A 21109-nucleotide genomic window follows, 5' to 3' on the forward strand; every position below is an offset into this window, starting at 1 on the left:
ACGGTGAGAAATGTGCAGCGACTTTGGCGATTATTAGCAACAGCTGTTAGTTTCTTACTCTTTGGCTTGGGCGGAATTATCATTCCGTTGGTCGTCATTCCTGTTATTTATCTGTTGCCTGGAGATGTACAGCGCAGAGAAAGACGAGGCAAAGCCTTTATTCATCATAGCTTTCGGGTTTATATTCGATTAATGAAAAGCATGGGCATCCTTTCATATGAGCTTGAAGATATTGATCGATTAAAGGAAGCCAAGCTTGTTTTAGCCAATCACCCAACTTTGATAGATGTCGTTTTTCTGATCTCTCTGATCCCACAAGCAAACTGCGTGGTAAAAAGTGCGTTGATGCGTAATCCGTTCACGCGAGGCCCACTGAAAGCCGCTGGCTACATTGTTAATGATGATAGCGTGGACGATGTGATAGCGGCGGCTGAAGCTGCGTTTAAACATGGTGATGTGCTGATTATTTTTCCTGAGGGGACACGTTCAATTCCTGGAAAAGTATTAACCTTAAAGCGTGGTGCAGCCAATGTTGCAGTTAGGACTCAAGTTGACGTCACCCCGGTTTTAATTGATTGTCAGCCTGTCACGTTGACCAAAGGACAACCTTGGTACCAAATCCCTGATAGCAAGCCACATTTCAAGATTACAGTGGCAGAGCCGATAGCTATTACCGATTTTATAAAACAGGATAAACCTTCTGTTGCCGCAAGAAACTTAACCTCTGCGTTAAGTCAGTATTTTAATGAGGAGATAGGATTGCGTGAACGCACTGCATAATGAAATAAAATTAATGATTATCAACAGCCTCGATCTGGAAGATATCGATGTTGAGGATATCGACAGTGACGACCCCTTATTTGTAGATGGACTTGGACTCGACTCGATTGATGCACTGGAGATTGGTTTAGCGCTACAAAAGCAATATGGCATTAAACTTAAGTCAGACTCGGAAGAGACAAGGCAACATTTTGCCAGTGTGAGTGCTTTAGCTGCTCTGGTTGAAGAACATAGAACAAAATAGAACAACATCATGAAAAGTCAGCAAGAAATATATGAAAAAGTAGTGGCGGTTTTTGAAGAGCTGTTTGAAATCGATCCAGCAGATATCAGCCCTGAATCGAATTTATATGAAGACTTGGATATCGATAGTATTGATGCGGTTGATCTTGTTATCGAGTTAAGAAAAATGACCAAGAAAAAATTCAGCCAGACGATTTTAAAATGGTTCGTACCGTTCAGGATATTGTTGAGCAAGTAGATAAGTTATTGAATAACGAGCAATGATGACTGCTATCAGGCTGTTTTCTGTCCTGTTATCTATCGCCTATCCGTTTATTGTCTTTTGGGGCTTACACAGTAATCACTATCAAACATTAATTGTTTTTTTGGGGCTCTTATTAGTGAGTCGGTTCTGGCTCGCCACTTTGTGGCAGGAGCGACTCATGCTTACGCTGATGGTGGCTTTGCTAGTGAGTCTTGTCTTATTCAGTGAAACGAGTACCGCATTAAAACTATATCCGGTCATGATCAACCTGAGCTTATTTACCGTATTTGTGATGAGCTTATATGCCAAGGAGTCAGTGGTTGAAAAACTGGCGAAACTCAGAGAACCTGATTTACCGGCAGAAGGGATAGCCTATACTCGGAAGGTCACTATCGCCTGGAGTGTCTTTTTCTTTTAAATGCGACAATCGCTTTTATCACCGTCTTTTTTATGTCATCGCAAGCCTGGATGTTATATAACGGCGTGATTGCCTATGTGCTTATCGCTGTCATGTTCAGTCTTGAATGGCTTATTCGACAAAGAGTAAGGCGACAATGACGATTCCTTATAGTTTGTTTAGCTGGTGGCAAGGTAATGATGATGTCGTGATCGCTATCGATGGTGACAGAATGCGGGATCGTGCAGATTTAAATCGACGTGTTACCGCCTGGATAGCAAGTATTAAAGAACATGAAGGACAATACTGGGCCGTCTATCATTCAGATGCGTTTGAGTGCCTGGCTATCATGCTAGCGCTATGGCAATTAGAACGGACGGTATGCCTTTCTGCTGACAAGCTTCCTGCAACGGTTGCCAGACTTCAACATCATGTCGATGGCTTTGTTGGGGAGTTTGAGCAAAATACGTTTCCCCAGCCAAGCGATGAGGAGCAGGAGGTATGGCAGTGGCAGAAAGCCAGTACTGACTTGATTGCCTTACAGGTATTTACTTCTGGTTCGCAGGGGCATCCGAAACGTATTGATAAGTCTCTACAGGCGCTGGATAGAGAAATAGCCGCATTGGATTGTCTTTCATGTGAAGACGTTGAAGTGGTGCTTGCTACAGTCACACATCAGCATATGTATGGAGTGATATTTCGTTTATTAAGACCTTTTTGCTATCAGCAGGCATTTAGCGCGAAGTTACATGAGTATCCTGAGGAATTGATCCGTTCTGCTTCGTTGTACGGACGATTCTGTTTGATTTCCAGCCCGGCGCATCTAGCAAGAATGAATGCCGAGCAGGACTGGAATTTAGTAAAAAATAATTGTGTTGAGGTTTATTCATCAGCCGCACCATTAACCCGAACCGAGAGTATGAATGTGTCTGTTTATCTCGATGTGCGAGTTAAGGAGATATATGGCAGTACTGAAACCGGGGCCATCGCTTGGCGCTGTCAACAAGATACTGAGCACGATGCTTTGTGGCATAAACTGTCTCATGTTCAGTTAAAGACAGTGGAGACGGGTGGGCTTGAAGTAAGATTTGTTCAGGGTGGAAATTCATATGTATTAGCTGATCATATTGAATTTGATCCTCAGGGTGATTTTGCTTTGCTAGGCAGGCATGACCCTATCGTGAAAGTCGAGGGAAAACGCCTCTCATTGACTGAATTAGCCAATGCAGTAATAGAGCACCCATGGATTGCTGAAGCAAGAGCCATACTCTTGAGCAGAAAGCGTACAGAAACAGCCGTGGTGGCCGTGTTATCTGAGAGCGGTCAGCAGCAGCTCATCACTCAGGGAAGAAAAGCACTTATAAAAAGCATGAAACACTCATTAGCCGATCAGTTTGAGCCTGTTTTATTGCCGAGACGCTGGCGTTTTATTGAGGCGATGCCAGTGAATACACAAGGAAAATTAACCATGAATGCGCTCACAGCATTGTTTGATAAGCCCGATACAGTTTGGCCTATCATTGAAGCTGAAACTGTGAGTGAACAGGCGGCGGATTTCAGCTGTCGCATACCTGAAGAGCTTCTGTATTTTGATGGGCACTTTCAACAGCAGGCTATTTTACCTGGCGTTGTGCAATTGCACTGGGCAGCCAAGCTCGGACAAAAATATCTTAATATTTCTGGTCATTTCCATCGACTGGAAGCGATTAAGTTTCAACAACTGATCCTGCCCGGAAGTGTAGTCAGCTTATCGTTAAGTTATGACCACTGCAAGCAGAAATTGAGTTTCAGTTTTTCCTCTGAGAAGGGCGTTCACTCAAGCGGAAAGGTTTGTTATGCCTGAAAATATCTTTAATCCTGCCATTGTGATCCCAGTGTATAACCATGAACATGCGATTGGGACGATTGTGGCCCAAGTCATGGCCTCTGGATTGCCTATTCTATTGGTGGATGATGGCAGTGATATACCCTGTCAGCAAACATTGATTGCTCTTGCTGAACAGTTTCCGCATCAGTTAAGTTTGCTTCGCCTAGAAGTGAACGGCGGTAAAGGCGCCGCGGTGAAGGCGGGTCTGCGATGGTTGTTGGATAATGGCTATTCACATGGATTGCAAATCGATGCGGATGGTCAACACGATGTGGCAGATATTACCCGCTTTATTCAAGCAGCAGAAAGTGAGCCAGACTCGCTTATCACTGGCTACCCTCAGTATGATGAATCAGTGCCTAAAATACGTTTATACAGTCGTTATCTGACTCATATATGGATCTGGATTAATACCTTATCCTTTAGCATTAAAGATAGTATGTGTGGGTTTCGGGTTTATCCGCTGCAACAGACTGTAACGCTGCTTTCTCACTGTGGTAACCGTATGGACTTTGATCCGGAAGTCATCGTCAGATGGCTATGGCGTTATCAGAAAGTCACTAATTTACCGACGAAAGTGCATTATCCGCTGGATGGTGTTTCTCACTTTCTTTTATGGAAGGATAATGGTTTGATTACGCTCATGCATACACGGCTGTTTTTTGGCATGTTGTGGCGTATGCCGTGTTTATTATGGCGTAAACGTGATGGTCAATAATTCGCATTGGTCGCGTGTGGCCGAGTCCGGGACGGTCATCGGCATGCAGATTCTATTATTTTGTTATCGGGTCTTTGGTCGATGGGCTTTTCGTCTCTGCTTATTTCCGGTGATGACTTACTATTATTTAACCCGTCGAGAAGCTAGAAAAGCTTCACAACATTATTTATCACGACTAACCGAGACCTATCCTGACTTAGGTAGGTTATCGTCATTTAAACACTTTCTTATGTTTGCTGACATTCTGCTGGATAAATTACTGGCATGGATGGGACGTATTCAACTCAAAGATGTACGCTTTCATAGTGACGGTCAGTTTGATGCGGCTATTGAACAAAAGCAGGGCGGTATTATTGTGGTATCCCATCTGGGTAATACCGAAGTCTGTAATGCATTGGCACATCAACAGCCGAATTTGAAATTGACCTTGCTGGTCTACACCCAACATGCTGAAAAATTTAATGCCTTAATGAAAAAGGTAGGCAATACGACACAGGTTAAGATGTATCAAGTGACTGATATGAGCCCGGCCTTTGCCATGATGATGGCTGAACGTGTTGAAGCTGGAGAGTTTCTTGTTATTGCTGGTGATAGAACACCGGTCACTGGGCAGCAACGAGTCTCTGAAGTCACCTTTTTAGGTGAACAAGCGGCTTTGCCTCAAGGCGCCTTTCTATTAGCGAGTTTATTAAAGTGTCCGGTCTATCTGATGTTTTGCCTTAAGCAAGACAAGATGTATCACATCTACACAGAGTTATTTTCTGAAAAGTTATCTTTCACTCGACAGCAACGGCAGGCTTTATTAACAAATACTGTCCAACAATATGCTGATAGATTGGCTCATTATTGCCATATTGCCCCTCTGCAATGGTTTAATTTTTATCCGTTTTGGCAAAAAATGACACCACAAACTCAGCAAACTGAGGAGAAACAGTGATTCAGGTAGAAACGATTATTGAAGTCCCTTTTCACGATGTTGATGTGATGCGCGTTGCCTGGCACGGTCATTATGTGAAATATTTTGAAATTGCTCGCTGTGCCTTATTGGATAAAATTGAATATAACTATCCGGAAATGGAACAGTCAGGGTATGCCTGGCCTGTGATTGATTTACGTATTCGTTATGCACACCCACTAAAGTTTCAACAAAAAGTGAAGGTGATAGCAACGCTGGTGGAGTGGGAGAATCGTCTGAAAATAAACTATCAGATTGATGACTTGGTTACAGGGCAAAGACTGACCAAAGGCTATACCGTACAAGTCGCCGTGGATATGTCAAATAATGAAATGTTATTTGTCTCACCCGCTATTTTATTTGAAAAAATTGGGGTGACAGCATGATCAGACTCTCTATGCTCATGATGCTGTTCATTAGTTTTTCCGCACAGGCAGAATTATCTTACGACTTACTTGCCAAACTCACAGATTCTCCAGCCTCTCTTCAGGGGCGGTTCGAGCAACAGAAGCAGATTGTCGAGTTTGATACTACCTTAACGTCCCAAGGGAGATTTGAATACCAACGTCATCAGTTCATCCATTGGATGACTGAAACACCGATAGAAAATGAACTGACAATGACACCTGATGATATTGTCAGCCGTCAGGGAAATAATGAAATTTTGCATATCAAAACGGATAAAAATCCCTCAGTTCAGATCCTGAGTAACATCTTTTTTGCTGTGTTAACCGCGCAATGGCACGACTTAGCCGAGTTTTTCTATGCCAATGGTGAACAGCATGGTGAGCAGTGGCATGTCACCTTAACGCCCAAGAAACAGACCTTAAAACAAGTTGTCAGCAGTGTGGAGTTATCAGGAGATAAATGGCTTAGAGAAGTCACATTGAACGAACATAATGGTGATAAAACACATATTACATTTAGTGAATTATCGCAGTCGCACTGATGAACAATTTCTTTAAACTCTTGGCATGGGTTTGGCTACTTGTTGTCCTACTGCTAATAGGTATTACAGCCGTTAATCGGCCAGTATTAGATACCAGTATGATGAGTCTGTTGCCACAATCTGAGCAGCAGCCTCTCGTTAAAGCCGCTTCTGAGCAGATGGGACGGCAGTTTTCTCAGCGACTACTTATTCTGGTGACAGCATCGGATAAAGAAATCAGACAAGCGTCTTCGACAGCTCTGGCGGATTCTCTTCGTGCATTGCCACAAGTCAGTTCTGTGCTGTCACAATTTGAAGCTTCCACGCTCACACAGTATCAACAGACGCTTTACCCTTATCGTTATGGTTTGCTGACAGATGAGTTAGTCACACTTATTGATACTGACAAAAGCGATATCGTTAAACAACGAGCATTGTCACGCATTTTGAATCCCGTGAGTCTTGGTGGACATTCGCTGGTTGATGACCCTTTTGGTCTGATGTCATCGTGGTTAGAGCAGTTGGAATCACCCATTAATGTCACTTCAGAAGATGATTATCTAAAGCTCAGAGGAAAAAATGATACCTATCTCGTGATAGTGAATTTAGCGGATGATGCTTTTTCAATGGCAACGCAGAAAGCGGTTTTAGGTGTTTATCAGCAGCAAAAAGACAAGCTGGAAGATAAAGGTGTCTCGCTGCAGCTCTCTGGCTTATTGGTTCATGCCGATGCTGGTGCCAAGCAAGCACAAAAAGAAATGTCGACGATAGGTATCGGTTCGCTGCTCGGCATTGTGCTGCTGATGTGGTGGGTTTTTAAACGATTTTATAGTGTCACTTTATTATTACTCCCTGTCTTTATTGGCTTAATCGTGGCCTCATCTGTAGCGTTTTTGATGTTTGAACGCGTACATATCGTGACGTTTGCCTTTGGAGCTGGCTTAATCGGTGTGGCGATTGATTATGCCCTGCATTTTTTATGTGAACGACAACAACGGCGAGATGTTATATCGCATATCTTGCCAGGGTTAGCATTAGGTCTACTTTCAAGTGTTTTGGCGTATGCTGCTCAAGCGATTACCCCTTTCCCAGGGCTGCGACAGATGGCACTTTTTTCTATTGTCGGACTAATTTCAGCCTGGTTAACAGTCGTATTATGGTTGCCATTAATGACAAGACGCTTGCCGATCACGACGCCACGATTAAGTGATAGGATTTATCGTTGGCAACAACAGCTACCAAGTGTTGGGCAGAGTCTCTCTGTCCGTATTCTCTTAATTTTCCTTACTATTGCCGCTGCAATCAGTGTGTTTTATGGCGAAACAGAAGATGATATCCGGCTATTACAAACATCTCCCCCTGAGTTGCTAGCTCAAGAGCAATATGTCCAACACGCTTTAGGTCTTAACAGTAGTACACAGTTTTTGTTAAACCCCTGCGAGCAAATAGAACTCTGTCTACAACAAGAAGAGCAACTCAAACCCGTATTAGAAAGGCTACAGCAACAAGGTCAAATTTCTCATTACCGCATGCTTTCGGAATCGGTGCCATCGAAGAAAACACAGACTAATAATAGTCAACGAGTGGCACGCTTATACCAGCAAGAATTGAGTTCGCTATATAAATTGCTGAACGCTTCCGAGCAGATGAGTGGGCAAGCTTGGCATAAACTTGATAATGACAAACTGAACCGCTTAACACCTGACAGAAAAGATGAGCAGGGGGATTACTGTCCTCACCGATTATTGAGTCAGAACAAGCCGGTTTAGCGACAGTTATCAGTCTCGCCTCCTCGAACTCATTATCAGCACAGGCATTAGTGCAGTTACAAGCGACGGTGCCAAAACTGATTTTAGTGGATCAGGTCGATGCCATTTCAAACTTGATGCAGGATTATCGACAACAAATTATGTTGTGGATGTGTTTGGCCTATATTGGTGTTTTTGCCATTTTATTTTGGCGCTATAAAAACGCCACTTGGCGAATTATTTTGCCGCCCATGTTAGCCTCCTTCTTTACGTTAGCGATATTAATGGCTGTGCTACCTGGCGTGAATTTGTTTCATTTTATGGCCTTAATTCTGGTGTTAGGTATTGGCATTGATATGGGAATCTTTTTGACAGAAACCTCAGGGGCGACTCAAACCTGGTTAGCGGTCACATTGTCGGTGCTGACAAGTTTAATGGCTTTTGGTCTATTAGCGTTGAGTCAGACACCAGTATTGATGCATTTTGGTTTGACAGTATTGTTGGGATTGTCATGGGTGTGGATTTTAGCGACCTTTTTTCGTCGTATAACTCAAGGAGAGAGTGTTGAAGGCAACACAAAGTCAGTATGACATTATCGTCATTGGCGCTGGGCCAGCAGGTGCAGTTGTTTCTGCGTTATTAAATCAGCGTGGTTACCGAGTATTAGTATTGGAGAAGACGTATTTCCCGCGATTCTCCATTGGTGAAAGTTTGCTGCCGCAGAGTATGCGTTTTCTTGAGCAGGCCAATATGTTGGATGCCGTTCATGCGGCCGGTTTCCAATTTAAAAATGGCGCCGCCTTCAGCTGTGCAGAACGTTATGAATCATTTGATTTTAACGAGAAGTTCACTGAGGGGTGGGGGACGACATATCAGGTACAACGCGATAAGTTTGACAAAATTCTGGCTGATACTGCTGAGCAGCAAGGTGTTGAGATTTGTTATGGGCAGACCGTCACTGCATTTGAATATCACCAGAAAACGGCGTATGTCACCGTAGCGGATGAAGATGGCGATGTCTATAAACTGAGAAGTCAGTTTGTGTTGGATGCTAGCGGTTATGGGCGTGTATTACCTCGCTTATTAGGCTTGGATAAACCGTCAAACTTTCCATCAAGGACATCGTTGTTTACACACATTGAAGACCGGATACAGGATGAAAACTATGATCGCAATAAAATTCTGATCACGGTACACCCCCAGTTTCAGGATGTCTGGTATTGGCTAATACCTTTCAGTAATGGTCGCTCATCAGTTGGTGTCGTTGCTACGCAGGAGTTTATTCAGCAACTTGATGGTGAGACTGATGACAAGCTCAAACAACTCATTAACGAATCCGGCTGGATGGCGACCTTACTGCAGCAGGCAAACTTTGATACTCGGGTTGGTGAGCTTACCGGTTATGCCTGTGATGTTTCACAGCTTTATGGGGATGGCTACGCCTTATTGGGCAATGCGGGTGAATTTCTGGATCCTGTATTTTCTTCTGGGGTAACGATAGCACTCAAGTCCTCCAGTTTGGCTGCTTCCGTACTTGATAAGCAGTTACAGGGGGAAGAGGTGGACTGGCATAACGCCTTTGTTTTGCCGCTACAGCAGGGGATTCATACTTTTAAAGAGTTTGTTGAAGCCTGGTACGACGGCAGGCTACAGGATGTTATTTTTACCCGAAATAAAAATGCACCTATAAAACGGATGATTAGTTCTATTTTGGCCGGATACGCTTGGGACACGCACAACCCATACGTGAAAGATGTGAAGCGGTTAAGTTCTCTGGCAGAGTTATGCAGAAACAGGTAATGCCGCGCATCCTATTCTTAGGCCTTTTATTTTTTACGCTGACAGCGTGTAGTCTGTTTCGGCCATTACTGATGCCAGAAAATACGCTGTTATTGTTACCACCGTCTGAGGGACCAAAGGCGGGACTGATGAAACAAAAAGTCACCGTGATTCAAGATAAGCAGCCACAGTCGTTTATTGCCTTGAGTCGGTTTACAACGTTGGATTTTCGTGTGGCTGTGATAACACCAACTGGCCAGATTCTGCTGAAAATGAACTATGACGGTAACCATTTTCAAGCGACTAATCTGACGGATATGACATTACCTCTCGAAGAAGTGATGTCTGTTATGCAATTTGCGTTGTGGCCAGAAAAAACGGTGCACAAGTATTATAATGAACGGTTGAATTGGCAAGTTGAACTTACTCCGAATTATCGCCGTTTATATAAAGGTAATACACTTATCCTTGACGTAAGGATGTCTGATGATAACGTTGATATTCACCATAAACAGCATCATTACCGTGTGATGATTTCGCCCTTACAGAGTTGATAACAGTGTGACTGATAAAAAAAATGTTTACCTGAATCAGGTAGGGGTACTGTGTGCTGCCGGACACAATATACTGGAACTTAAGTGTGGACTTGAGGCTGAACCAAACGATCTCATGACCCTGTCTGGTGCCTATGGTACAGAGCCTGTGCCTGTCGCTATGTGTCAACAAGTATTACCTGATATTCCAATGGAAGAGGCATGCTGGCAAAGTCGAAATAACCAACTGGCTTTGGCGGTATATCATCAGATTCAGGAAAGGGTTGATGAGGCCATAAAAAACTATGGTGCTGAGCGAGTCGGTGTGGTGATTGGAACCAGTACATCGGGTATTTCTGATGCTGAGAACGCTATCCAGTCTTATGTCGAAGGAAATGGCTTACCTGAAAACTATCATTACAGGATTCAGGAAATGGCCAATACGGCCGAGTTCATTGCAACACTATCTGGCGCTTTAGGTCCGGTCTATGCTGTTTCTACAGCCTGTTCATCAGGTGCCAAAGCCTTGGCTTCAGCCAAGAGGCTTATTACTGCCGGGCTTTGTGATGTGGTTATTGCGGGTGGTGTCGACACACTGTGTAAGCTCACTCTACAAGGCTTTTCAGCATTGGAAGCGGTCAGCAAATCGATTTGTAACCCATTTAGTCAGAATAGAAATGGCATCAATATTGGGGAGGCTGGTGCGTTGTTTATTGTCTCTGCTAATCCTGAAGGTGTTAAGTTATCAGGCGTTGGTGAAAGTAGTGATGCCCACCATATTTCTGCCCCAGAACCAGAAGGAACTGGAGCCGAACGAGCCATGAGAATGGCATTGGCTGACGCTGGTCTGAAAGCTGATGACATTGATTATGTGAATCTACATGGCACAGCGACGCCGTTGAATGATCAAATGGAGTCGCGAGCTGTTAGTCGTGTTTTTCCTGCATCGGTTTTATGTAGCTCTACCAAGCCCATGACAGGACATACACTAGGTGCTGCGGGTGCAGTAGAAGCGGCTATTTGCTGGCTAACCTTAATGGACAATGCTGTGTTGCCAGTTCATCACTGGGATGGCAATGCTGATCCTGAATTGCCAGAACTGAATTTTGTGACGCGTCAGCACACATCAACACCAGTACGACGCGTATTAAGCAATTCCTTTGCTTTTGGCGGTAATAATGTGGCCTTAGTGATGGAACGAGCAGAATGAGTATTGAGTATTCTGTAGACGACCTTGTACCCCATTCAGGCACCATGTCATTGTTAAGTCGTGTGACAGCCTATGGCGATGACTGGTTGGAAGCGGAGGTCGATATCTCCTCAGCCACGTTATTTGCAGAGGAACAGGGCGTGCCGGCATGGGTTGGTTTGGAATACCTTGCCCAAGCCATCGCGGCTTTTTCAGGTGTGCAGGAAAGAAAACAAAATCAGCCACCCAAGCTTGGGTTTCTACTCGGCACACGGCGTTATGAATCGAACGTGCCATGGTTTGCTACTGGACTGACGTTAACAGTGAGAGTCGAGCGAGACATGGTGGCTGAAAATGGATTACATGTATTTAAAGGCATGTTGACGGCATTCAATGTGGAAGCCACAGCGAATTTAAATGTATTTCAACCAGACGATGCCAGTCAGTTTATTAAGGAAGCAAAACAATGAGCGAAACCATATTAGTAACAGGCTCAAGCCGAGGTATCGGCCGCGCTGTTGCGATTAAGCTAGCGAATGATGGCTATGACATCGTGCTGCATTGCCGTAGCAAGTGGACTGAAGCTGAGGCCGTGGCTGAAGAGGTTAAAGCCCTTGGTCGGCAGGTTCGCATATTACAGTTTGATATAGCTGATAGAGAGCAATGCCAGGCAGTGCTTGAAGCGGATGTTGAAGAATATGGTGCTTATTATGGTGTGGTTTGTAATGCTGGCCTTGCACGAGACAATGCTTTTCCTGCTATGCCTGGTGAAGAATGGGATCTGGTATTAAGAACGAACCTTGATGGTTTTTATAATGTATTACAGCCACTCACCATGCCGATGGTGAGAAGACGTAAACCAGGTCGGATTGTCACTATGTCATCCGTTTCTGGCGTGGCTGGTAATCGTGGACAGGTTAATTATAGTGCTGCCAAAGCCGGTATTATCGGTGCGACCAAAGCCCTCGCTATTGAATTAGCTAAACGTAAAATCACTGTGAACTGTGTCGCGCCGGGGTTAATTGATACAGAGATGACAGAAGATGTTTTCATGGATGAAGCGATGAAACTAATACCGATGCAACGTGTTGGTAAAGTCGAAGAAGTCGCAGCGACTGTGAGTTTTTTAATGTCAGAAGGTGCTGCCTATATTACGCGCCAAGTCATTTCAGTGAATGGTGGAATGGTCTGATGAAACGCGTAGTTGTAACAGGCGTAGCGGGTTTTTCGCCTATAGGAAATGATTGGGCCACTATTCGCCATCACCTGGAAACGATGACAACGGGGATTTGCCGCATTGATGAGTGGGATAAATATGCTGAGCTAAATACGCGTCTTGGTGCACCCGTTCGGGACTTTCAAATGCCGGCGCATTATAAGCGTAAGGATTTACGGAGCATGGGACGGGTTGCTCAGTTAGCCGTGTTGAGTACCGAGTTGGCTTTAGATAAAGCTGGTTTACTCAATGATCCCATTCTTAATAGTGGCGATGTTGGTGTGGCATATGGCTCTTCGGCTGGTGATACCGGTGCTGTCGCTGATTTTGGCAATATGCTATTGAATCACTCATGCGAAGGATTGAATGCAAACTCCTATATTAAAATGATGGCGCATACCTCTCCCGTGAATATCGGTATCTATTTTGGTTTGCGAGGTCGTGTATTAACCACATCAAGTGCCTGTACTTCTGGCAGTCAGGCCATTGGTTATGCTTATGAAGCCATCAAAGCCGGTCAACAAACAATTATGATTGCGGGTGGCTGTGAGGCCTTATGTGCGACTGAAGCCGCAGTGTTCGATACCTTATATGCCACCAGTATTAAGAATGACACACCACATTTATCTCCCAGACCCTTTGATAAAGACAGAGACGGATTGGTTATAGGTGAAGGAGCCTGCACCTTGATCTTGGAAGAGCTGGAACATGCACAAGCCAGAGGTGCAACTATTTATGCTGAGCTGATTGGTTTTGGCACAAATTCGGATGGCAGTCATGTGACTCAACCTTCAGCCGCTACCATGCAAAAGGCCATAGAATTAGCGCTACAAGATGCCGCTATTGAGCCTGAAAATATTGGCTATATCAGTGCTCATGGAACGGCTACCGATCGTGGAGACATTGCTGAAACCACGGCAACCGAAGCCGTGTTTGGTTCCAGTACGCCGATAAGCTCATTTAAAAGTTATACTGGTCATACATTAGGTGCATGTGGTGCATTAGAAGCCTGGGTCGCTATTGAAATGATGAACAGTGATTGGTTTCATGCGACGGCAAATCTGGATGAAGTCGATCCCGATTGTGGCACGCTGGATTACATCATGAATGCTCCCAGGCAAATTCATACCGATTATGTGATGTCGAATAACTTTGCATTTGGCGGTATTAACACGTCACTTATTTTTCAACGATGGAACTAAAAGGATAACTTATGACTTTAGGGAAGAAGCTTATTCCATTACTACTCACCGCACTTTCAATGAATGCTGCGGCTTATCAGAGTAAAGATGAGCAGATTGATGCAGTATTAAATGTGGTGCAAACAGGTTCACAAGAACGCAAAGAGACTGTCTTGGAACGATTACAGTGGTCAGGTATCTCAGATCCTCGCTTATATGATGTATTGGAAGCCGATTTATTGGCGAATTACCAAGAAAAGCTATATGACTCAGATAAGCGAAATTTGATGGCCTATGAGGTAAGAGCGCTAGGATACAGTGGTAACCCAAAATACACATCGACGCTTGAACTGTTAGCAAAAAAAGCAGCGGAGTCAAAAGTTAAACGACATGCCAAAAAGGCCTTGAGCGACTTAAGTACTTATATTTCGGTCCAGCGTCAGTTAAGTCATGTGGTTATCGAACAACCGGAAAAACCGTTTGAAGTTCAGATGTATATGCGGATGATACAAACAGGTGATAGCTACACACAGCGACTGGCCGCGCGAGCTTCTTTTCATGAAAATATTCATGACCCTGAGCTTATGGCTTTATTTACTGAGCAGTTAGAGAGTATGTACATGAACCCTGATTTGGATGCCTTGGGGCAAGATACGGCCGCTTGGATCTGTAAAGTGCTTAAACAAAACTCTGGACATGAAGCTCTGTTGGCGGAAGTAGCTGAGAAGACGCCACATCGAAAAATTCAAAAATATGCTAAGTAACTGGTGTGAGTACTTTTTTCTACATAACTGTTTGCCCAGAGACAACTTCATTTAAAGAGTGCTGAGATGAGTGACAAAGATTCTGAAGAAATGGTTGTGGAGTTCACGCCTCTGGAAAAAATCGAAGAACTCTATAATGAGTTGCTTGGATGGTATGGTGAGGCTGATAGCAAAGAACTTAGAGTGGCAGCCAAGTTATTATTAGTTGCTTTGGAAAAGTTTGCTATTCATGGTGGTAATCAGTGGCATGACTTGGTCAGTGAATATATCGATATTCTTCGTAAAGATCCGGAGAAGTTTCAGAGAATTATTGAGTCCAATCGCGGTGAATTAAAAGAAAAAACGTCTACGACCCGTTATCACTAGCTAATTTTTCAAAAAAGATTGCCTTTTTTGCTCGTCTTTCAGCAATTTGGCAAATTTACGTGTTTGTTTTGGCAAATATACAAAATCGTCGACTAATGATTTCTTACGACGTTTTTTGGTCAGTTCAGCAGGCTCGAAAAAATGTCTGGCATTCTCGTAAGACAACACAAACGGCTGATAGCCTTCATGCATCAATAAATAACTCATGATGAGCGAACCTGTACGATGATTGCCTTCCAGAAACAGCTGAGGCTGACTCAGTATATTGGTGAATAAACCGGCCGTTCGCTTCCAAATATTGGTATGTTGATTGAGTGCCAACCAGTCCATAAGCTGACCAATACCACCATTACGTGCTGCGTAGAAGTGGGCCTTTGTTGCTTCAAATTGATGCTGCGATTCTTCTTCAGATATTGATGAAGTGTGATAAAGCACTATGTGGTTAAGTTCTAACAGTAAATGTGAATTACCCATGGCGAACAGATCAATGCCATTCGCCAGATAAAAATCTATCTTGGCATAGCCAGCAATGATGTTTTCAATCACTTCATTTGAAGGTGGTGTTCTTTGTACTGTGAGAGTTTTATTAATCTTATCAAAGTGTTTTTGCGTATCAAGCAGACGTGATCTGACAGCGCTAATATTGAGTCGAGCAATATTGGCTGTCAGATCATGTTGTGTCGCACTGTGAACAGCATTAAGTGATGATGAACCCATAATAATGGTTTAGATTAACTAAACTCACCTCGCACATACTGTTTGGTTAATAACTGTTGAGGATCTTCAAAAATCTTTTTGGTATCGTCCATTTCAACCAGATAACCAGTACGGCCACCTTGTGAAATATCCACACCCAGAAACGCTGTTGTATCAGCCACACGCATGGCTTGTTGCATATTGTGTGTGACTAAAGCCACGCTGTAGTGTTGTTTCAGTTCTACCATCAACTCTTCGATCTGACGTGTTGCAATCGGGTCTAGAGCTGAACAAGGTTCATCCATTAATAACACATCAGGTTCTGTGGCAATGGCTCTGGCAATACACAAACGTTGTTGCTGACCACCTGATAAAGATAATCCGCTGTTTTTCAATTTATCTTTGACATCATTCCAGATAGCCGCACGTTTTAGTGCTTTAACGACCATCTCTTCCTCATCGCCTTTATAGCCATTCAGTCTCAGACCAAAGGCAACATTATCGTAAATGCTCATAGAAAAAGGATTAGGTAACTGGAACACCATGCCGATATAACGTCTGACAATGACCGCATCGACCTTTTTGCTGTAGATATCATGTTTGTGATATTGAATATGACCTTCAAAGCGGAAGGAGTCGATCAGATCATTCATACGATTCATGCTACGTAGAACGGTACTTTTACCGCAACCTGATGGACCAATAAAGCCGGTGACTTTATTTTTCTCAATAGGAATGGTGGTGTCTCTGACTGCTCTGAAGTCGCCATAGTAGATATTTTTTACATGGCAATCTAAAACCACAGGGCCTTTTGGCACGTACTTTTCAGCAATAAATTCAGCGGTATCGGTTTGCATATTCATAGGTTTTCCTTACGTTATTCTTTAAATTTCGATCTGCCGACAACGCGGGCCAGAATATTGAAAAAGAGGACGAGTATTACAAGTACCAGAGAGGCTGCCCAAGCAAGCTCAATCTGATTCTCAAACGGCATGCCGGAGAAGTTGTAAATCAAAATGGATAAAGAGGCTGTTGGCTCTGCCAGTTCAGCCATGTAGTAATTACTAAACAAGGCAGTAAACAGTAACGGAGCTGACTCACCCGCGGCACCCGCTACAGCCAATATCACACCGGTCAAAATGCCGGGTAATGCCGTAGGTAAAACCACTTTTAATATGACTTGTGTACGCGTACACCCCATGCCAAACGCGGCATCTTTCATTTTTTGTGGTACTTGTTTCATGGCTTCTTCTGCTGCCAAAGTCACCGTAGGCAACATCAGAACAGCTAAGGCCACACCACCTGCCCAGGCAGAGTAAGTTCCTGTTGTGATAACGATAACGGCATAAACAAAAACACCCGCCAGGATTGAAGGAAAGCCCGTCAATACTTTGGCTAAAAAGCGTGAGATGGTTGCTATTTTGCTGGAAGGATTAAGTATCGATAAATACAGTGCTGCCATAATGCCAATTGGAATACTGATGGCCGAGGCAATACCGACCATGGTTAATGTACCGACAATGGCATTACCAAAGCCACCACCCATTTCAAAACCAGCGGGTGGCAGGGCGGTAATCGCTTCCATATCCAGTCTGGCGCCACCTTGTACGAGTAGCATATAAATCACTGAAAATAGAGGGATACTGGCTAGAACAGCTAACAACCAAACTAAGGATGTCAGAAAGTAGTTTTTTAATGCCCTGACTTCAAAAATATTTTTTTCCAGAGCCGGTAACTGAATTCTTGGTGGCAATACCTGCTCTTCTAATTGTATTTGACTCATTTTTTACCCTCAAACTTACGCATGGTGTATTGCTGTACTGCCAAACCGACAACGTTGACCATAAAGGTGATGACCAGTAGAACCAGCGCGGCATACATTAAAGCCTGTATTTCGATTTCACCTGCTTCAGGGAAAGTAGAAGCAAGAAGTGACGCTAAGGTATTGGCCGGAGCAAACAGTGAAACATCGATATTGTTGACGTTACCAATCAACATGGCGAGCGCCATGGTTTCACCAAGAGCGCGACCGAATCCAAGCACTAAACCAGCCAAAATGCCGGAAGAGGCTGTAGGGAGCATTACTTTTAAAATGACTTCCCACTTGGTAGCACCCATACCGTAAGCGGCTTCTTTCACTTTGTAGGGGATACGGCGGAAAGCATCTGCAGAAATCGCTGCTACGGTAGGTAAAATCATAATAGCGAGTACCAATGCCGCAGGAGCAAGACCTGGACCACTCAACTCTGTGCCAAATAGGGGAAACCAGCCTAAGGTGTCATGTAACCACTCAGCGCCAGGTCTTATCAATGGAATCAGTACATAAATGCCCCATAAACCATAAACAACAGAGGGAATAGCTGCTAACAATTCGATGACGGTTCTGAAAATCATTTCGAACTTAGCGTATACAAATCCTTGAGTCAGGAAGATCGCTATTGAAACACCTAATAAACCACCCAGAAGTAAAGCTAAGAGCGAACTATATAATGTGCCCCAAATTTCAGGTAACACACCAAACACCCCTTGGTTGGTATCCCATGTAGTACCAGTAATAAAGCCAAGGCCATGTGTTTTGATGGCCGGTAATGCCTGTGAACCTAATTCAAAAACGATATAGGCAACCAAAAGGACAATGGATAGGGCGCAAAAATAAGCAAAAGAGCGAAATACCGAGTCTTTTAAGTAATCCGTCGATGATGGCGGAGCAGACAGTGTTTTATCACTACTGGCTTCTTTAAATGGATCGTAAACCATGTGCGTTCCTATCAATTATTCATTCGTGTTTTTAAACATGTTTTATGGCGTGTAAAAACAGAGAAAATGCTGCAAGGACTTTCCAGCCTTGCAGCATTTTTTATCTCAGTTTTCAATTGATGTGATTACTTGATCATTTTCGCTGCGTTGCGAACTTTCTCAACCACGTTTTCAGGTAGTGGGATATAACCCATTGCTTCAGATGATTCTTGACCTGTTGTTACCATGTACTCGATTAAGTCACGTAAAGCTTTTGCTTTATCATCTTCTTGATCTTTGTAGACCAACAACCATGTGAACGAGGCGATTGGGTAAGCATCTTCACCAGCAGGGTCAGTAGACCAAGCACGTAAATCAGGTACATCACTACCTGGTAAATTACCTTCTGGGAACGTCGTAGTTGCTAATGCAGCAGCACCTGTTTCACCACCGGCTTCAACGAATTTACCTTTTTGGTTTTCAAGAATAGCGGTTGGCATTTTGGTTAATTTTGCAAAGCCATATTCAATGTAACCAATTGAACCAGGCGTTTGTTTGATAGTCGCTGTCACACCATCATTTTTTGGCGCTTTGACGATTAATGCAGAAGAAGGCCAGTTAGGTGATTTAGCTGCACCGATAGTTTCTTTAAATTCTGCATTGATGGCAGACAAGTGGTTGGTGTAAACATAACTTGTACCACTTGAGTCAGAGCGAACGACTACAGTGATTTTTTCGTCAGGTAATTTAACACCTGGGTTGGCTGCTTGGATTTTTGGGTCATTCCATTGAGTGATTTTGCCCATGAAAATGGCTGGGTAAACATCACGTGGCAGTTTTAATTCTTTAACACCTTCCAGGTTGTAAGACAGAACCACTTCACCGGCTGTCATTGGTAACAGAATCGCACCTTTTTTGACTTGCTCGATTTCGCTGTCTTTCATCGCCGCGTCACTTGCTGCAAAGTCAACTGTTTCATTGATGAAATCACGAATACCTGCGCCACTACCTTTAGATTGGTAATCTACACGCACACCATCAGTTTGCTTGCTGTAATCTTTAAACCATTTGTTATAAAGAGGGGCTGGAAAACTGGCACCAGAACCGTTCAACTTCAGTTCGGCATGTGCAGCAGTTGATGACATCGCACCAACAAGGGCAGTGATAAGAAAAACTGACTTTGCATTTTTTGCAAATAGTTTCATAGAAACTCCTGACTAGTTAATTAAGCAATAAAAATCTTTAACTCGAACAGAGTATCGGTCTTAAGTTAAAGATTTATGACAAAAGCAAATTTAGTCAGAATTTTTTATATCAGTAGAAGGTTGTATCTAATAATTTATATTAAAATCAATTATCTATAGATCTTTTTGCTTATTGATAATGTATCAATGTCAGTTTTTTTAATTCGTCTCTTTTCACAAAATGGATAAATTAAAGTGACATTATGACTAAATAGAGCGTCATTATTAGGGACTCTATAGTCTTAATAGCAGTATTGTTACTTCTACTGAATTGCAAACATAAGTAATCTGAAGGCAATCCAGACAAAGCCAATAGTTGTAATAATAAAGCTCAATGCTGAGAATATTTTCCAGATAGTTTTATTCCAGAAATCGATATCAAAAGCGGCAATCACAAAAATGGTTGGGTTAGTGAATCCGCCAATGGCGACACAAAGACAGGCGAACTTTGATAACTCAATATCGGCCCCAGTCGCAGCACCATAAAAAACCTAAGCTGAATAATGCCATGAGTGCATAATCTACGTGAGCCCTGATCATGGTTTTGTAATCGACTAAAAAGTCGCCGTCTATCCCTTTGATGGGAAACCATCTGGCAAATGTCATTAACCATGCCGATAGAATCAATGCTGCAATCATAGCAACAGCACCTATTAATAAAACATTCATTTCTCTCTCCTTTGTATTGGAGAGCATATTAAAAATGATTACATAGCTGGCAGCAGCTGATAATTACCCCAGATTTTCAGGTAAATAGCCCATTATCTCTACATAGCGGTTAGTCGCATGCGATTGGAGCTTTGTGTCGCTAGAGGAGCGGAGGGGAGTTTAGTAGAAAAAGTAGCACCATTAGCTCTCTCAATTTGAACGTCGAAAATAGTTTTGTTTCGGCTTTTATGATGGTGGGATTCAAACATTCGCTAAGAAACATGACATGACTCGAACAATGCCCATTTTTGCTACTGAGATATAAACGCTGCCATTAAACTTATTGCTCACATTGTGATTTTTTTCATGGAGTTAATATGCGTTTTTCTTATTTTTTTATTCCTTTAGCATTTGCCTTACCTAACTTAGCAAGTGCCAATACTTGTGAAGTAGAAATTACTGCGGGTGATTCATGGTCATACAACACTAAGACAATCACTGTGCCATCTGATTGTGATGAATTTACTGTCAATTTCACGCATACAGGTAAGCTATCTAAAGATGGGCTTGGTCATAACTGGGTATTAGCCAAGACTTCAGATGTGAATGCCATTGCTCAAGCCGGTGCACCAGAAGGGCTCGAAAATGATTTCCTTCCAAAGGATGATGAGCGTGTGCTCGCATTCACACCGATCATCGGTGGCGGTGAAAGTGCCTCAACAACCTTTAAAACGAGTGTGTTAAATAAAAATGAGGACTATAGCTTTTTCTGCTCATTTCCTGGTCACACATTTATGATGCGCGGCACCGTGAAACAAGCAGAATAAAAATACCTTTCAGCTTCCTCTTGTATCCCCTGTTATAAAGGTGTGGTGGT

Annotated in this window: 26 protein-coding genes; 20 read left to right on the plus strand and 6 right to left on the minus strand. The window is 43.2% G+C overall.

From position 1 onward, the window contains the following. The first annotated feature begins 3 nt into the window (after positions 1-3). The 19 genes from QUE24_RS09775 (at position 4) to QUE24_RS09865 (ending at position 14908) form a co-directional block, all read left to right on the plus strand. Positions 4-780, plus strand: coding sequence for a lysophospholipid acyltransferase family protein (locus QUE24_RS09775; RefSeq protein ID WP_286303648.1), 777 nt, complete (start codon positions 4-6; stop codon positions 778-780). Beyond that, positions 764-1024, plus strand: coding sequence for a phosphopantetheine-binding protein (locus QUE24_RS09780; RefSeq protein ID WP_286303649.1), 261 nt, complete (start codon positions 764-766; stop codon positions 1022-1024). Before QUE24_RS09775 ends, QUE24_RS09780 begins: the two co-directional genes overlap by 17 nt. Positions 1025-1033: 9 nt before the next feature. After that, entirely contained in the window at positions 1034-1261 is a 228-nt protein-coding gene (locus QUE24_RS09785) for an acyl carrier protein (RefSeq protein ID WP_286303650.1), read from the plus strand. 184 nt (positions 1262-1445) lie between these two features. Further along, the gene (locus QUE24_RS09790; protein WP_286303651.1) at positions 1446-1685 is read left to right on the plus strand and encodes a COG4648 family protein; all 240 of its coding nucleotides are present in this window, start codon (positions 1446-1448) and stop codon (positions 1683-1685) included. Positions 1686-1821: 136 nt separating this feature from the next. Further along, the gene (locus tag QUE24_RS09795; protein ID WP_286303652.1) at positions 1822-3507 is read left to right on the plus strand and encodes an ApeI family dehydratase; all 1686 of its coding nucleotides are present in this window, start codon (positions 1822-1824) and stop codon (positions 3505-3507) included. Further along, complete coding sequence (locus tag QUE24_RS09800; protein ID WP_286303653.1) at positions 3500-4249, plus strand: glycosyltransferase family 2 protein; 750 nt, start codon at positions 3500-3502, stop codon at positions 4247-4249. The genes QUE24_RS09795 and QUE24_RS09800 overlap by 8 nt, the downstream gene beginning before the upstream one ends. Continuing rightward, complete coding sequence (locus QUE24_RS09805) at positions 4239-5186, plus strand: lysophospholipid acyltransferase family protein (protein ID WP_286303654.1); 948 nt, start codon at positions 4239-4241, stop codon at positions 5184-5186. Before QUE24_RS09800 ends, QUE24_RS09805 begins: the two co-directional genes overlap by 11 nt. Beyond that, positions 5183-5590, plus strand: coding sequence for an acyl-CoA thioesterase (locus QUE24_RS09810; RefSeq protein WP_286303655.1), 408 nt, complete (start codon positions 5183-5185; stop codon positions 5588-5590). Before QUE24_RS09805 ends, QUE24_RS09810 begins: the two co-directional genes overlap by 4 nt. Continuing rightward, positions 5587-6153 (plus strand): outer membrane lipoprotein carrier protein LolA, encoded by a 567-nt coding sequence (locus QUE24_RS09815; RefSeq protein ID WP_286303656.1) that lies wholly within the window; start codon positions 5587-5589, stop codon positions 6151-6153. Before QUE24_RS09810 ends, QUE24_RS09815 begins: the two co-directional genes overlap by 4 nt. After that, a complete protein-coding gene (locus tag QUE24_RS09820; RefSeq protein WP_286303657.1) occupies positions 6153-7901 on the plus strand; it encodes an MMPL family transporter in 1749 nt (582 codons plus the stop codon). The genes QUE24_RS09815 and QUE24_RS09820 overlap by 1 nt, the downstream gene beginning before the upstream one ends. Before the next feature lie 50 nt (positions 7902-7951). After that, complete coding sequence (locus QUE24_RS09825; protein WP_286303658.1) at positions 7952-8470, plus strand: MMPL family transporter; 519 nt, start codon at positions 7952-7954, stop codon at positions 8468-8470. Then, entirely contained in the window at positions 8445-9680 is a 1236-nt protein-coding gene (locus QUE24_RS09830; RefSeq protein WP_286303659.1) for an NAD(P)/FAD-dependent oxidoreductase, read from the plus strand. Before QUE24_RS09825 ends, QUE24_RS09830 begins: the two co-directional genes overlap by 26 nt. Then, the gene (locus tag QUE24_RS09835) at positions 9665-10213 is read left to right on the plus strand and encodes a DUF3261 domain-containing protein (protein ID WP_286303660.1); all 549 of its coding nucleotides are present in this window, start codon (positions 9665-9667) and stop codon (positions 10211-10213) included. The genes QUE24_RS09830 and QUE24_RS09835 overlap by 16 nt, the downstream gene beginning before the upstream one ends. Positions 10214-10220: 7 nt before the next feature. Beyond that, positions 10221-11402: a beta-ketoacyl-[acyl-carrier-protein] synthase family protein gene (locus QUE24_RS09840; RefSeq protein ID WP_286303661.1), complete on the plus strand. Its 1182-nt coding sequence runs from the start codon at positions 10221-10223 to the stop codon at positions 11400-11402. Further along, on the plus strand, positions 11399-11851 hold the full coding sequence (locus tag QUE24_RS09845) for a hotdog family protein (protein WP_286303662.1): 453 nt from the start codon (positions 11399-11401) through the stop codon (positions 11849-11851). The genes QUE24_RS09840 and QUE24_RS09845 overlap by 4 nt, the downstream gene beginning before the upstream one ends. Then, positions 11848-12573 carry a 3-ketoacyl-ACP reductase FabG2 gene (locus QUE24_RS09850; RefSeq protein ID WP_286303663.1) on the plus strand — a complete coding sequence of 242 codons (726 nt, stop codon included), beginning with the start codon at positions 11848-11850 and terminating at the stop codon, positions 12571-12573. Before QUE24_RS09845 ends, QUE24_RS09850 begins: the two co-directional genes overlap by 4 nt. Further along, positions 12573-13799, plus strand: a complete 1227-nt coding sequence (locus QUE24_RS09855; RefSeq protein ID WP_343749520.1) for a beta-ketoacyl-ACP synthase — start codon at positions 12573-12575, stop codon at positions 13797-13799. The genes QUE24_RS09850 and QUE24_RS09855 overlap by 1 nt, the downstream gene beginning before the upstream one ends. 11 nt (positions 13800-13810) lie before the next feature. Beyond that, entirely contained in the window at positions 13811-14542 is a 732-nt protein-coding gene (locus QUE24_RS09860; protein WP_286303664.1) for a hypothetical protein, read from the plus strand. Between the two features lie 66 nt (positions 14543-14608). Further along, positions 14609-14908, plus strand: a complete 300-nt coding sequence (locus QUE24_RS09865) for a hypothetical protein (RefSeq protein ID WP_286303665.1) — start codon at positions 14609-14611, stop codon at positions 14906-14908. Here the strand turns inward: QUE24_RS09865 and QUE24_RS09870 are convergent, their stop codons facing one another. The 6 genes from QUE24_RS09870 to QUE24_RS09895 all read right to left on the minus strand — a co-directional run bounded on the left by QUE24_RS09870 (position 14909) and on the right by QUE24_RS09895 (position 20253). After that, positions 14909-15625 (minus strand): hypothetical protein, encoded by a 717-nt coding sequence (locus QUE24_RS09870; protein WP_286303666.1) that lies wholly within the window; start codon positions 15623-15625, stop codon positions 14909-14911. A 14-nt stretch (positions 15626-15639) separates the two neighbouring features. Further along, entirely contained in the window at positions 15640-16467 is an 828-nt protein-coding gene (gene pstB / locus QUE24_RS09875; protein ID WP_286303667.1) for a phosphate ABC transporter ATP-binding protein PstB, read from the minus strand. 14 nt (positions 16468-16481) lie between these two features. Then, positions 16482-17387: a phosphate ABC transporter permease PstA gene (gene pstA, locus QUE24_RS09880; protein ID WP_286303668.1), complete on the minus strand. Its 906-nt coding sequence runs from the start codon at positions 17385-17387 to the stop codon at positions 16482-16484. Then, a complete protein-coding gene (gene pstC, locus QUE24_RS09885) occupies positions 17384-18361 on the minus strand; it encodes a phosphate ABC transporter permease subunit PstC (RefSeq protein WP_286303669.1) in 978 nt (325 codons plus the stop codon). Before pstC ends, pstA begins: the two co-directional genes overlap by 4 nt. 125 nt (positions 18362-18486) lie before the next feature. Next, a complete protein-coding gene (gene pstS, locus QUE24_RS09890; RefSeq protein WP_286303670.1) occupies positions 18487-19545 on the minus strand; it encodes a phosphate ABC transporter substrate-binding protein PstS in 1059 nt (352 codons plus the stop codon). A 495-nt stretch (positions 19546-20040) separates the two neighbouring features. After that, positions 20041-20253, minus strand: a complete 213-nt coding sequence (locus tag QUE24_RS09895) for a hypothetical protein (protein ID WP_286303671.1) — start codon at positions 20251-20253, stop codon at positions 20041-20043. Between the two features lie 356 nt (positions 20254-20609). Here QUE24_RS09895 and azu point away from each other — a divergent pair, with 356 nt between their 5' ends. After that, positions 20610-21059, plus strand: coding sequence for an azurin (gene azu / locus QUE24_RS09900; RefSeq protein WP_286303672.1), 450 nt, complete (start codon positions 20610-20612; stop codon positions 21057-21059). Positions 21060-21109: the final 50 nt, after the last annotated feature.

The organism is Methylophaga marina (genome assembly GCF_030296755.1).
Taxonomy (GTDB): domain Bacteria; phylum Pseudomonadota; class Gammaproteobacteria; order Nitrosococcales; family Methylophagaceae; genus Methylophaga; species Methylophaga marina.